11 protein-coding genes and 1 tRNA gene are annotated in these 12,274 nt (G+C 69.1%); 1 reads left to right on the plus strand and 11 read right to left on the minus strand.

Translation table 11 applies throughout. The features are described from left to right. Positions 1–9 precede the first annotated feature (9 nt). Positions 10–768, minus strand: a complete 759-nt coding sequence (locus ACIHAR_RS06565) for a helix-turn-helix domain-containing protein (RefSeq protein ID WP_400017369.1) — start codon at positions 766–768, stop codon at positions 10–12. Positions 769–879: 111 nt separating this feature from the next. Beyond that, positions 880–963 (minus strand) — tRNA-Leu (locus ACIHAR_RS06570). Positions 964–1,058: 95 nt separating this feature from the next. Between ACIHAR_RS06570 and ACIHAR_RS06575 the strand changes: the two genes are divergently transcribed. Further along, positions 1,059–1,715, plus strand: a complete 657-nt coding sequence (locus ACIHAR_RS06575) for a response regulator (RefSeq protein WP_365468871.1) — start codon at positions 1,059–1,061, stop codon at positions 1,713–1,715. Between the two features lie 87 nt (positions 1,716–1,802). Here the strand turns inward: ACIHAR_RS06575 and ACIHAR_RS06580 are convergent, their stop codons facing one another. The 9 genes from ACIHAR_RS06580 to ACIHAR_RS06620 all read right to left on the minus strand — a co-directional run bounded on the left by ACIHAR_RS06580 (position 1,803) and on the right by ACIHAR_RS06620 (position 11,892). Continuing rightward, positions 1,803–2,519, minus strand: coding sequence for an ABC transporter ATP-binding protein (locus ACIHAR_RS06580; protein WP_384651318.1), 717 nt, complete (start codon positions 2,517–2,519; stop codon positions 1,803–1,805). Further along, positions 2,516–3,427, minus strand: coding sequence for an ABC transporter ATP-binding protein (locus tag ACIHAR_RS06585; RefSeq protein ID WP_365468865.1), 912 nt, complete (start codon positions 3,425–3,427; stop codon positions 2,516–2,518). Before ACIHAR_RS06585 ends, ACIHAR_RS06580 begins: the two co-directional genes overlap by 4 nt. Positions 3,428–3,433: 6 nt before the next feature. Next, positions 3,434–5,260, minus strand: coding sequence for a branched-chain amino acid ABC transporter permease (locus tag ACIHAR_RS06590; protein ID WP_400017372.1), 1,827 nt, complete (start codon positions 5,258–5,260; stop codon positions 3,434–3,436). 5 nt (positions 5,261–5,265) lie between these two features. After that, on the minus strand, positions 5,266–6,198 hold the full coding sequence (locus ACIHAR_RS06595) for a branched-chain amino acid ABC transporter permease (protein WP_388755756.1): 933 nt from the start codon (positions 6,196–6,198) through the stop codon (positions 5,266–5,268). Between the two features lie 112 nt (positions 6,199–6,310). Next, positions 6,311–7,543: a branched-chain amino acid ABC transporter substrate-binding protein gene (locus ACIHAR_RS06600; protein ID WP_365468856.1), complete on the minus strand. Its 1,233-nt coding sequence runs from the start codon at positions 7,541–7,543 to the stop codon at positions 6,311–6,313. Positions 7,544–7,729: 186 nt separating this feature from the next. Continuing rightward, positions 7,730–8,452 carry a Tat pathway signal sequence domain protein gene (locus ACIHAR_RS06605; RefSeq protein ID WP_365468853.1) on the minus strand — a complete coding sequence of 241 codons (723 nt, stop codon included), beginning with the start codon at positions 8,450–8,452 and terminating at the stop codon, positions 7,730–7,732. Then, complete coding sequence (locus ACIHAR_RS06610; RefSeq protein ID WP_365468850.1) at positions 8,449–8,952, minus strand: hypothetical protein; 504 nt, start codon at positions 8,950–8,952, stop codon at positions 8,449–8,451. Before ACIHAR_RS06610 ends, ACIHAR_RS06605 begins: the two co-directional genes overlap by 4 nt. A gap of 108 nt (positions 8,953–9,060) precedes the next feature. Next, the gene (locus ACIHAR_RS06615) at positions 9,061–9,549 is read right to left on the minus strand and encodes a hotdog fold thioesterase (protein WP_365468847.1); all 489 of its coding nucleotides are present in this window, start codon (positions 9,547–9,549) and stop codon (positions 9,061–9,063) included. 63 nt (positions 9,550–9,612) lie between these two features. Next, positions 9,613–11,892 carry an FdhF/YdeP family oxidoreductase gene (locus ACIHAR_RS06620; protein WP_400017377.1) on the minus strand — a complete coding sequence of 760 codons (2,280 nt, stop codon included), beginning with the start codon at positions 11,890–11,892 and terminating at the stop codon, positions 9,613–9,615. Between the last annotated feature and the right edge of the window lie 382 nt (positions 11,893–12,274).

The following is a 12,274-nucleotide window of genomic DNA, read 5'->3' on the forward strand; positions in this document are numbered from 1 at the left end:
GGGAGGGGGTCAGTACTTGGGGCCCACGTGGGCGTCGAGGAGGGCGACGGAGGCCTTCTTGGCGACGGAGATGTTGTACGGGTTGCCGTAGCGGGTGCAGTGCGTCCATGCGACGCCGAGCTTGTCGAGGGTGTCCGTGTAGAGGCGCCGGATGTCCTCCGAGACGTTGGTGAAGAAGTACCGGGGGTATTCGTAGCGCTTGCGCTCGCCGGCGACCACGCGGGTCGTCCAATTGGTGAGACGGCATCCGTCGGAATGGATGAGGCCGCGGACGAATTCCCAGGGGTGGGCGTCGACGACGGCGCGCTGCCAGGCTTCGAGGACGATGGGGCGCTCGTGCTTCTTACCGGGGCCGTGTTGGGGGAAGAGGCAGGGCAGGTGCTTCGAGTACACCTTGATGTTGCTGCAACCGGTCCTGCGGACGCGGCAGACAGAGTTGTCGGGGAAAACCGCGCGCATGGCCTGCTCGCAGTCGTCCATGAGTCCGGGCCAGGATGCGGTGCAGGTGATCATGAGGCTGGGCACTCGGTGTCCGGAGTAGTGACTGATGTGGCCGTCGCCCAGATAGAGGCCGAGGAGATAGCCGTACGCCGACTCCGCGAGTTCTCGCCCGTCACACCGTGGGCACTGTGGATCGTGTGCGCCGGGACACTCGCCGCGTTTCGCTCGGTCGACGTGCTTCCAGTAGCCCACTGTCCCCGAGGGAACGTTGAGGTGCCGGGCCACTTCGGCGTTGCTCGCACCGTTCCGGAGGAGGGTGAGCGCCATCTCTCGCACTCCAGTGCCATGGGAGTTCATACGGACACTTTGCGTGACTGGTCGCAAACTGTGGGCACGAAAAAGCGGAGGACCACGCGAACGTGGTCCTCCGCTTAACGGTGCCGGGTGCGGGACTCGAACCCGCACGTCCTTTCGGACAGATGTGTTTGAGACATCAGCGTCTGCCTGTTCCGCCAACCCGGCTGGGCAATCCGAGAGGAGTGTACCGGGTGACCGGACTGAGGCGCAGCTGGGTAGGCTCTTGTCAGCAGTACCCCTGCCCTGAACGAGGAGCCTTCGTGACCGCCCCCGAGTCGCCCCAGCCCGTAGACGCGCCCGACGACGACAAGTCGCACGTGCCTCCGCTGACGACCCGTGTCGTCATCGCCGAGGACGAGGCCCTGATCCGGCTCGACCTCAAAGAGATGCTCGAGGAGGAGGGCTACAGCGTCGTCGGTGAGGCCGGTGACGGCGAGCAGGCGATCGAGCTGGCCCGTGAGCACCAGCCGGACCTGGTCATCCTCGATGTGAAGATGCCGAAGCTGGACGGTATCTCCGCCGCGGAGAAGATCGCGGAGGAGCGGATCGCGCCGGTGCTGATGCTGACGGCGTTCTCGCAGCGTGATCTGGTCGAGCGTGCGCGCGATGCCGGTGCCATGGCTTACCTCGTGAAGCCGTTCAGCAAGAGTGATGTCGTTCCGGCGATCGAGATGGCCGTCTCGCGGTTCACGGAGTTGAAGGAGCTGGAGAAGGAGGTCGCGGACCTCACCCAGCGGCTGGAGACGCGGAAGCTGGTGGACCGGGCGAAGTCGATCCTGCAGACGGCGTACGGGCTGACGGAGCCGGCGGCGTTCCGGTGGATCCAGAAGACGTCGATGGACCGGCGTATGTCGATGCAGCAGGTGGCGGAGGCGGTCATTCAGGACGCGGAGGAGAAGAAGGCGTCCAAGGGCTGAGCGGCCCGCGGCTGATTCGACGGCGAGGCCCGCACCCCCGGAGAAGAGGGGTGCGGGCCTCGCTGTCGGTCGGACCGGAGTTCCGGTTCAGTCCTCGCCGAGGTACGCCTTGCGGACGGACTCGTCGTGGAGGAGGTCCTGTCCGGTGCCGGAGAGGACGATCTTGCCGATTTCCATCACGTGGCCGTGGTCGGCCAGGGAGAGGGCGGCTTGGGCGTTCTGTTCGACGAGGAGGATCGTCGTGCCCTGGGCCTTGAGTTCGGCGATGGTCGACATGATCTTCTGCATCATGATCGGCGAGAGGCCCATGGAGGGTTCGTCGAGCATGAGCAGTTTGGGCTGGGACATGAGGGCGCGGCCCATGGCGAGCATCTGCTGTTCGCCGCCGGAGAGGGTGCCGGCCGCCTGCTTGCGACGTTCGCCCAGGATGGGGAAGAGGTCGTAGGCGCGCTGGACGTCCTTTTCGATGCCGGCCTTGTCGCTGCGCAGGAAGGCGCCGAGGTACAGGTTGTCCTCGATGGTCATGCGCGGGAAGATGTGCCGGCCTTCGGGGGAGTGGGCGAGGCCGAGGGAGACGATGTTGTGGGCGGGGACCTTCTTCAGGGACTTGCCGTCGAACTTGATCTGTCCGCCGGCGGGCTTGAGCAGTCCTGAGAGGGTGCGCAGGGTGGTCGTCTTGCCGGCGCCGTTGGTGCCGATGAGGGTGACGACTTCGCCGGCGTCGACTTTGAAGGAGATGCCCTTGACGGCTTCGATCTTGCCGTAGGCGACCCGGAGGTCCTCTACTTCGAGCAGTGCGGTCATCGGTCGTTCTCCTTGCCGGGCGCGGCGTCCGTGGTGGGCTCGGCTTGTGCCTCGGCTGCCTCGACTTCCGCGACCTCCTCCTTGCCGGGTGCGTCTTCGTAGGGTTCGCCGAGGTAGGCGGCGACGACGCGTTCGTCGCCCTGGACGGTGGCGCTGTCGCCTTCGACGAGTTTTTCGCCCTGGACGAGGACGGCGACGCGGTCGCAGAGGTTGAAGATGAAGCGCATGTCGTGCTCGATGACGAGGACGGCGATGCCCATGTCGCGGATGGCGAAGACGAGTTCCTCGGTGGCGCGCGTCTCCTGCGGGTTCATGCCGGCGGTGGGCTCGTCCAGGAGGAGCAGGCCCGGCTCGCTGGCGAGGGCGCGGGCGATCTCCAGTTTGCGCTGCTCGCCGTAGGGCAGGTTGCGGGCCAGGTGCTCGGCCTTGGCGTCCAGGCCGACGAACTGCAGGAGTTCCATGGCGCGTTCGCGGGAGGCTGCTTCGGCCTTGTGGAAGCCGGGGCCGCGCAGCAGTGCGGACCACAGGCCTTCCTTGGTGCGGGTGTGGCGGCCGACGAGGACGTTTTCCAGGACCGTCATGTTGGCGAAGAGACGGATGTTCTGGAAGGTACGGGCGATGCCGGCTGCGGTCACCTTGAAGGACTTGGGCGGCAGGACCTGGCCCTTGTACCGGACTTCGCCCTCGGTGGGGACGTAGAGGCCGGTGAGGCAGTTGAAGAAGGTCGTCTTGCCGGCGCCGTTGGGGCCGATCAGTCCGACGATCTCGCCGCTGTTGACGGTCAGGTCGACGTTGCGTACGGCGGTGAGGCCGCCGAAGCGCATGGTGACGCCGCGGGCGTCGAGGACGGTCTGGCCGGGGGCGGTGGCGCCCGGAGCGGCGTCCTTGGTGGTGGTGTCGGTAGTCATGGTGTGTCAGGCCCCTGCCTTGCTGAGGACTGCGGGCGCTTCGGCCTCTTCGTGGAATTCGAGCTGGCGGCGCCGGTTCGGGATGAGGCCTTCCGGACGGAAGCGCATGAGCAGCACGAGGGTGAGTCCGAAGGCGAAAAGCTGGTAGTCGCCGAGGAACTGGAGCTTGGCCGGGATCAGGTAGAGCAGAGCGGCACCCACGAGCGGTCCGCTGATCGTACCCATGCCGCCGAGGACCACCGCGGCGAGGAGGAACGCCGAGTTCGGCGGGACCACGTGGGCGAACTGGTACTGCTCGGGGGTCACGGTGTAGGTGACGTGGGCCTGGACGGTGCCGGCGAGGCCGGCGAGGGCGGCTCCGAGGGCGAAGGCGATGAGCTTGACCCGGAAGCCGTTGATGCCCATGGCGAGGGCGGCCGTCTCGTCCTCGCGGATGGCGACCCAGGCGCGGCCGATGCGGGAGTCGCCGCTGCGCCGGAAGACCACGACCACGACCAGCGTGATGAGCAGCATCAGCAGGAAGTAGTTGGCGAAGCGGGCGATGGTGAAGCCGAGGAAGGTGTGCTCCTGGCCGAAGTCGAACCCGAGGATGTTGAGGTTCGGGACGGAGGAGATGCCGTTGGAGCCGTTGGTGATGTCGGGGCCGGAGGTGCCGTCCATGTTGAGGACGGTGATGCGGAAGATCTCACCGAATCCGAGCGTCACGATGGCGAGGTAGTCGCCGCGCAGTCGCAGGGTCGGGGCGCCGATGATGACGCCGAAGACCATGGCGACGGCGGCGCCGAGGAGGGCGGAGGCCCAGAACGGCAGGTGGATGTCGAACGGTGAGGAGGGGGAGCCGGAGACCATGGCCGCGGTGTAGGCGCCGACGCCGAGGAAGGCGACGTATCCGAGGTCGAGGAGGCCGGCGAGGCCGACGACGATGTTCAGGCCGAGGGCGACGGTGGCGAAGATGAGGATGTAGACGCCGATGGTCGCGTACTGGTCGTCGGACTGGGTGAACGGGAAGGCGGCGGCTGCGACGAACGCGCCGATCATCGTCACGTTGCGGTGCTTCGAGGTGGCCGCGGAGACTCGGGCGACGAGCCCGGCCTTGGCGGCCGCGCCGAAGCCGAAGCCGGCGGTGATGAGGAAGCCGATGAAGAGTTCGTCGTACTCGGTGCCGATGCCGTAGGTGAAGACGATCAGGCCGAGGGCGAGGGCGGCGACGATGATCAGGATCTCGGCGTACGAGGGCAGCTTGCGCGCGGGGGTGACGGGGCCGGTGGCGAAGGCGGCCTTGATGACGGTCCAGTTGTTGCGCTGGTTGTGGCGGTACTGCTCCCAGGCGCTGTCCTCGGGGTCGGCCGGTTCGGTCTCGGGGCGCTGGAAGGGCAGGGCGAGTGCGCCGAGCAGTGCGACGAGGGTGGCCGCGGCGGCGACCCAGCCGCCGGGCTCGAGGTTGACGAGGCCGCCGAGCTTGGAGCTGATGGCGAGGATGGTGTACCAGGCGGTGGCGAAGGTGCCGAGTGCGGCCAGCTTGAGTGCGCTGTCGGCGCCGGCGGGGGTGAGCCAGCGCAGGCCCTTGACGCCGTAGGAGGCGAGGCCGAAGAGCGTGGTGAGTGCGCCGCCTATGAGGACGAGGACCTGGAGACCGCCCGGGTAGCCGTAGACGGTGAGGTCGCCGGGGAAGGCGGCGGTCCAGGTCCAGGCGAGGAAGGTGGAGGCGATGGAGAGGGCGCCGCCCGCGGTGGCGAGGGCGCGGCCGATGTGCGGGGGGATGGCCACGAGGCTGTGGGTGGTGGCGCCCGTGGTCTTGTCGGGCGTCTGCGGTGCGGTGGTCTGTGTGGTCATCGGTGTCACGCCCTGTCCGCCACGCGCTCGCCGAGCAGGCCCTGGGGCCGGAACAGGAGCACGAGGATGAGGAGTACGAACGCCCAGACGTTGGCCCAGGACTGGCTGCCGAACTGCTCCATGCCGGGGATGTCGGAGATGTAGGCGGTGGACAGTGCTTCGGCTACGCCGAGGACGAGTCCGCCGAGCATGGCGCCGTAGATGTTGCCGATGCCGCCGAGGACGGCTGCGGTGAAGGCCTTGAGGCCGAGGATGAAGCCCATGCGGAACTGGACTTCGCCGTACTTGAGGCCGTAGGCGACGGAGCCGATGGCGGCGAAGGCGGCGCCGAGGGCGAAGGCGACCACGATGATGCGGTCGGTGTTGATGCCCATGAGCTTGGCGGTGTCCGGGTCCTGCGCGGTGGCCTGCATGCCGCGGCCGGTGCGGGTCTTCATGACGAAGTAGGCGAGGATGGCCATGCTGATGGGGGCGGCGACCAGCAGGAAGACGTCGCCGGTCTGGATGGTGACGCTGCCGATCTCGAAGGGGCCGCCTTCGATCTGCGGGAAGGTGATCGCGGACCGGGCGTCCGGGTACCAGGCCCACACCGCCTGCTGGAGGGCGAGCGAGAGGCCGATGGCGGTGATGAGGGGGGCGAGGCGTGGCGCCGTGCGCAGGGGCCGGTAGGCGAAGCGTTCGGCTCCTACGGCGACGAGGACGGCGACGATGATGCCGCCGACGAGCATGAGGGGGAGTGCCACCCACATCGACGTGCCGTCGGGCAGCACGTAGAGGTACATGGTGAGGGCGCCGAAGCCGCCCACCATGAAGATCTCGCCGTGGGCGAAGTTGATGAGCTGGACGATGCCATAGACCATCGTGTAGCCGATGGCGACCAGCCCGTACATGGATCCCAGTAGCAGGCCGTTGACCAGCTGCTGCGGCAGTTCGTTCACCGCATGTCCTCCGAGACGTTCGGATAGTCGAGGGATGTGACCGGATGTGAGTCCGCGCGGGGCGCTTGTGGTGCAGCGCCCCGCGCGGCTCATGGATGGGTGCGGGTGTGGGTCAGCCGGAGTACGTGCCGGACTTCACTGCCTTCCACGTGCCGCCCTCGACGGCGTAGACGGTGAGCTGCTTGTTGGTCGCGTCACCGAACTCGTCGAAGGACACCTTGCCGGTCACGCCGTCGAAGGAGACGTTCTGCATGGCCTCGGTGACCTTGGCGCGGGCGTCGTCCGGAAGCTTGCCGTCGTTGTCCTCGACGACCTTCTTCACGGCCTCGATGATCGCCCAGGCGGAGTCGTAGGAGTAGCCGCCGTAGGCCTCGTAGGCCTCCTTGTAGCCCTCGGTCTTGTAGTTGGCGACGAACTCCTTGGCGGAGGGGAGCTCCTCGACCGGGGCGCCGACGGAGGTGGCGAGGTCGCCGGTGCCGCTGGTGCCGGCCAGCTTGATGAAGTCGGCGCTGTAGATGCCGTCGCCGCCGACCAGCGGGATCTTGGCGCCTGCGGCCTTGATCTGCTTGCTGAGCGGGCCGGCCTGCGGGTACTCGCCGCCGTAGTAGACGACGTCGGCGCCGGACGACTTCACCTTGGTGGCGACCGCGGAGAAGTCCTTGGTGTCGGGGTCGATGTGCTCGGTGCCCACGACCTGGCCGCCGAGCTTCTTGAACTCCTCGGTGAAGGTGGCGGCCAGGCCGGCGCCGTAGGTCTTCTTGTCGTCGATGACGAAGACCTTCTTCTTCTTGGCGTCGTTGACGATGTACTGCGCGGCGAACGGGCCCTGGATGGCGTCCGTGGTCGCGGTGCGGAAGTACGACTTGTACGGGCGGGCCTTCTCGGTCTGCCACTTCGGGCCCTGGGTCAGGGCCGGGTTGGTGTTGGCGGGCGAGACCTGGACGAGCTTGGCGTCGTCGAAGACCTTCTGCATCGACTCGGCGACGGAGGAGTTCAGCGGGCCGACGACACCGAGGACGTCGTCGTTGGCGACGAACTTGGTGGCGTTCTGCTGGCCGGAGGAGGGCTGCGCCTGGTCGTCGAGGGCTTCGACCTTGAAGGTCACGCCGTCGACGGTCTTCTCCTTGTTGGCCGTCTTGGCGGCGAGGTCGACGGAGTTCTTGATGCCGAGACCGAGCGCGGACAGGTCGCCGGTGAGCGGCGCGTCGACGCCGATGACGACGGTGGTGCCTCCGCTGCCTTCGGAGTCCGAGCCACCGCTATCGTCGCGCGAGCCGCAGGCGGTGAGGGTGAGTGCTCCCGCCGCCAGCGCGGCGGTGATGGCGATGAGCGAACGTTGACGCACGATCAGTCCTTTCCCTGGCACGGCCCCTCCTGGTTGAGGGGTCGAGTCGAGCGCTGGGACGAAATGACTTCGATTCCGATGGCGCGGTGACTGGGCGTGACTCTAAGCGTGTGCAGGGAACGTGGAGGAGAGTCTGACCGAGGCTGTGACGCTCTTGTTATGACACGACGTAATGCAGAGCGGTGCTCAGTGGGTGGATGAGCTGAATTCAGGCCGATTCGCCCAGTCCGCATAGTGAGAACTCGCAGGAAGTGCGACCGTGATTTCAGTAGTGTTCTTCGACTTTGGTGATGACGCGAACTCGTTGCTGCAGGCGACCTGCAGGGCCTGTGAGAGGTCGTGCGCATAGCGATCGCCCAGAATGAAACTGTGGTCTTCCATTGCGCGCGTATTACGCAGAGTTACATCCAGGAAAGGAAGTCCGACGCCCCTCGGTGCGTTCGCGCAATCGGCCACTTGCATGGTGATCACAACCGTTTTGGCGGAACCGGAGCTTCCGCGGAATGGCGGAGCCGGCGCGGCGGAGACGGAAAGCCCGGCGTACGGCTGGGAAATCCGTACCACGGTGACCGGGGGGCCGGCCCGCGTGGTGATCTCGACGCCGAAGCGGAAGCTCCTGCCGGCGGCGCCCGCGGGCGGGGCCTGTGCGCCCAGGTAGGCGATCGCCACGACCTGCGACGGGAACGGGGGCGGAACGGACGGCGGCGGTGGGGTGCGCGTGGCGTGGAGGTAGCCGGCGCCCGCGAGGAGGACGGCGGCGGAGCCGGTGACCAGGGCCACGCGGCGGTGCCGGGCGGACCACGACACGGCCCGCTTCAGGAGAAGTCGGGAAAGTGACGGGGCGTCCGACGCGGGCGGCTTCCACGCGCGCGTGCCCTCACCCGGCTCGACGGGGCCGACGCCGCTCACTGCCAGGGACCCTTGGTGGGGGCGCCGCCGCGGTACAGCTCCGCGCAGGCGGTGCGTGTGTCGCGGTCGATCAGCTCCTCGGCCGCGCGCCGGCCGGCCTTCTCCTTCCGCGCGCGGGCCGTGTCCACGACGTCCCTGAGGATCTCGTACTGGCCGTTGGACAGCCCCATCGACTGGTAGTCGCCGTACGTGGTGCCGTCCAGCACCTCCCGGGACCAGTAGGCGACGATGCGCGCGCACAGGGCCTCGGGCGGTGTGGCCCCGGGTGACGGCGAGTTGGAGGCGGAGCCCGGGGCGGCCGGCGCGCCGGCCGTCGCCGCGTCCTGCGCGCCCGGTGTCCCGCACCCGGCGAGCAGCCCACCGGTCAGCAGTGCCCCGGTGAGCAGTCCACCGGTCAGCAGGGCGCGTCCCAGCCACCGACCCAGGCGTGGAGGGCCAGTCGAGACGTTGCCGACGCCCCCTGGCGCCGCCCGAGGCCCGGTGTCTCCTCCTGTTGTCATGCGTCGACGCTAAGGCGCGGCGGTGGCCGGTTCAACGGGCCGGGGGCGGTACGTGGCGGGTCGGGGCCCGAAGCGGAGTCCGTCCGGTGCCTGCGGGCTCCCGTCGGCTCAACTCGCGCCGTTCACACGCTCCTTGTCGCCCGCGGTCACGTCCCGCAGCAGGCAGGTGAGGCGGGCGCTGCACACCCGGCGGCCCTCCTCGTCGCTGATGACGATGTCGTACGTCGCCGTGGAGCGGCCGCGGTGCACGGGCCTGGCCACGCCGGTGACCAGGCCGGAGCGGACCCCGCGGTGGTGGGTGCAGTTGAGGTCCACGCCGACGGCGATCTTGGAGCTGCCGCCGTGCAGCATCGCCCCCACCGAGCCGAGGGTCTCGGCGAGCACCGCGGAGGCGCCGCCGTGCAGCAGCCCGTAGGGCTGGGTGTTTCCCTCCACCGGCATCGTGCCCACGACCCGGTCCGGGGAGGCCTCGACGATCTGCACGCCCATGCGCGTGCCCAGGTGGCCGGCGGAGAAGAGGGCCTGCAGATCGACGCCGAGCGCCGCGTACTCGTCGATGACCTCCTGCGGGAACTTCACGTGCTGCTGCTCGCCCATGGGCCCTGCTCCGTTCGTCGTGACCGGTACGGCGGAAGGATGCCGCACTGGCTGAGCAAACGCTCAGTCGGTCGCCGATTGTTCCAGACGCACGACGACGGACTTGCTGGCCGGGGTGTTGCTGGTGTCCGCGGTGGCGTCCAGCGGCACCAGGACGTTCGTCTCCGGGTAGTACGCGGCCGCACAGCCTCGCGCCGTCGGGTACAGCACCACCCGGAAGCCGGGCGCCCGCCGCTCCACGCCGTCCGTCCACTCGCCGACGAGATCGACGTACGCGCCGTCGGCGAGCCCCAGCGACCGCGCGTCCTCGGCGTTGACCAGCACCACCCGGCGGCCGTTCCTGATCCCCCGGTAGCGGTCGTCCAGGCCGTAGATCGTGGTGTTGTACTGGTCGTGCGAGCGCAGCGTCTGCAGCAGGAGCCGGCCCTCGGGCAGCCTCGGGTACTCCACCGGCGCCGCGGTGAAGTTGGCCTTCCCGGTGGCCGTCGGGAAACGGCGCTCGTCGCGCGGGGCGTGCGGCAGGGCGAAGCCCCCGGGGCGGGCCACGCGCGCGTTGAAGTCCTCGAAACCGGGGATCACGCGTGCGATGCGGTCCCGGATCGCCGCGTAGTCCTTCTCGAACTCCTCCCACGGCACCTTGCTGTCCTCGCCCAGCACCCGGCGCGCCAGCCGGCAGACGATCGCCGGCTCGGACAGCAGGTGCGTGCTCGCCGGCTCCAGGCGACCCCGTGAGGCGTGCACCATGCCCATGGAGTCCTCGACGGTCACGAACTGCTCGCCGCTGCCCTGGACGTCACGCTCGGTGCGGCCGAGGGTGGGCAGGATGAGGGCCCGCGCACCGGTCACGACGTGCGAGCGGTTCAGCTTCGTCGACACGTGCACGGTGAGGCGGGCGCGCCGCATGGCCGCCTCCGTCACCTCCGTGTCCGGCGAGGCCGAGACGAAGTTCCCGCCCATCGCGAAGAACACCTTCGCCTCGCCGTCGCGCAGCGCGCGGATGGCCCGGACGACGTCGAAGCCGTGCTCGCGCGGCGGCGCGAAGCCGAACTCCTTCTCCAGGGCGTCCAGGAAGGCGGGAGCCGGGCGCTCGAAGATGCCCATCGTGCGGTCGCCCTGCACGTTGGAATGGCCGCGCACCGGGCACACGCCCGCGCCCGGACGACCTATGTTGCCGCGCAGCAGCAGGAAGTTGACCACCTCGCGGATCGTCGGAACGGAGTGCTTGTGCTGGGTCAGGCCCATCGCCCAGCAGACGATCGTGCGCTCCGAGGCCAGCACCATGCGCAGGGCCTCCTCGATCTCCGCGCGCGTGAGGCCCGTCGCGGTGAGCGTCTCGTCCCAGTCGGCGGCGCGCGCCTGGGCCGCGAACTCCTCGAAGCCGTGGGTGTGCTCGCTGACGAACCGCTCGTCGACCGCGCCGTCCGTCTCCAGGACCAGCTTGTTCAGGAGACGGAAGAGGGCCTGGTCGCCGCCGATGCGGATCTGCAGGAACAGGTCCGTCAGCGCGGCGCCCGCGGTGAGACCCTTGGGCGTCTGCGGGTTCTTGAAGCGCTCCAGGCCGGCCTCGGGCAGCGGATTGACGCTGATCACCTTCGCGCCGTTCGCCTTCGCCTTCTCCAGCGCCGAGAGCATCCGCGGATGGTTCGTGCCCGGGTTCTGGCCCGCGACGATGATCAGGTCGGCCTTGTAGAGGTCCTCCAGCAGGACGCTGCCCTTGCCGATGCCGATCGTCTCCGACAGCGCCGAGCCGGAGGACTCGTGGCACATGTTCGAGCAGTCCGGCAGGTTGTTCGTGCCCAGCTCGCGCGCGAAGAGCTGGTAGAGGAACGCGGCCTCGTTGCTCGTGCGGCCCGAGGTGTAGAAGACGGCCTCGTCGGGGGAGGCGAGGGCGGTCATCTCCTCGGCGATGATGTCGAAGGCGCGGTCCCAGGAGACCGGCTCGTACTTCTCTCCTCCCTCGGGGAGGTACATGGGGTGCGTCAGGCGGCCCTGCTGGCCGAGCCAGTAGCCGCTGCGGGTCGCCAGGTCGGCGACGGCGTGCGCGGCGAAGAACTCCGGGGTGACCCGGCGCAGGGTGGCCTCCTCGGCCACCGCCTTCGCGCCGTTCTCACAGAACTCCGCCGCGTGACGGTGGTCCGGCTCGGGCCAGGCGCAGCCGGGGCAGTCGAAGCCGTCCTTCTGGTTCACGCGCAGCAGTGTCAGGGCGGTGCGCTTCACGCCCATCTGCTGCTGGGCGATCCGCAGGGAGTGCCCGATGGCCGGGAGGCCCGCCGCCGCGTGCTTCGGCTCGGCGACCTGCGGCGCGTCCTGGACCGGGTCGGCCTTGGGCGGCTTCGTTGCCATCGCGGCTCTCCTTCGCTGGCGCGGGTGGCCTGTGTTGCTCGGCCGGTGTTGCTCGGACTGTGTTCCGTGAGCTGTGCATCCGATCCTCGCACGTGGGTGTGACGACGGGAGGGGACGGGCTTGCGGGGGGCGTGAGCATTGGTTGCGGGTGTGGATGTGGGGGTGGGCGTGGGCGTGGGCGTGGGCGTGGGTGGTGTGGGTTGGGGCGGGGTTGGGGTGCGGGTGCGGGTTGGGGTTGGGGTGCGGGTTCAGGTGCCGGCCGAGGGTGTGCCGTCGCGTGCCGGGGTGTGGGTGGGTCGGGGGGGGGGGGGGGGGGGGGGGGGGGGGGGGGGGGGGGGGGGGGGGGGGGGGGGGGGGGGGGGGGGGGGGGGGGGGGGGGGGG

The sequence above is a fragment of the Streptomyces sp. NPDC052016 genome, assembly GCF_044548445.1.
GTDB lineage: Bacteria > Actinomycetota > Actinomycetes > Streptomycetales > Streptomycetaceae > Streptomyces.

Coding starts and splice junctions, on each gene's coding strand:
- ACIHAR_RS06620 (WP_400017377.1), bottom strand. CDS start 11,892: ATGGCAACGAAGCCGCCCAAGGCCGACCCGGTCCAGGACGCGCCGCAG.
- ACIHAR_RS06610 (WP_365468850.1), bottom strand. CDS start 8,952: ATGACAACAGGAGGAGACACCGGGCCTCGGGCGGCGCCAGGGGGCGTC.
- ACIHAR_RS06615 (WP_365468847.1), bottom strand. CDS start 9,549: ATGGGCGAGCAGCAGCACGTGAAGTTCCCGCAGGAGGTCATCGACGAG.
- ACIHAR_RS06585 (WP_365468865.1), bottom strand. CDS start 3,427: ATGACTACCGACACCACCACCAAGGACGCCGCTCCGGGCGCCACCGCC.
- ACIHAR_RS06580 (WP_384651318.1), bottom strand. CDS start 2,519: ATGACCGCACTGCTCGAAGTAGAGGACCTCCGGGTCGCCTACGGCAAG.
- ACIHAR_RS06565 (WP_400017369.1), bottom strand. CDS start 768: ATGGCGCTCACCCTCCTCCGGAACGGTGCGAGCAACGCCGAAGTGGCC.
- ACIHAR_RS06590 (WP_400017372.1), bottom strand. CDS start 5,260: ATGACCACACAGACCACCGCACCGCAGACGCCCGACAAGACCACGGGC.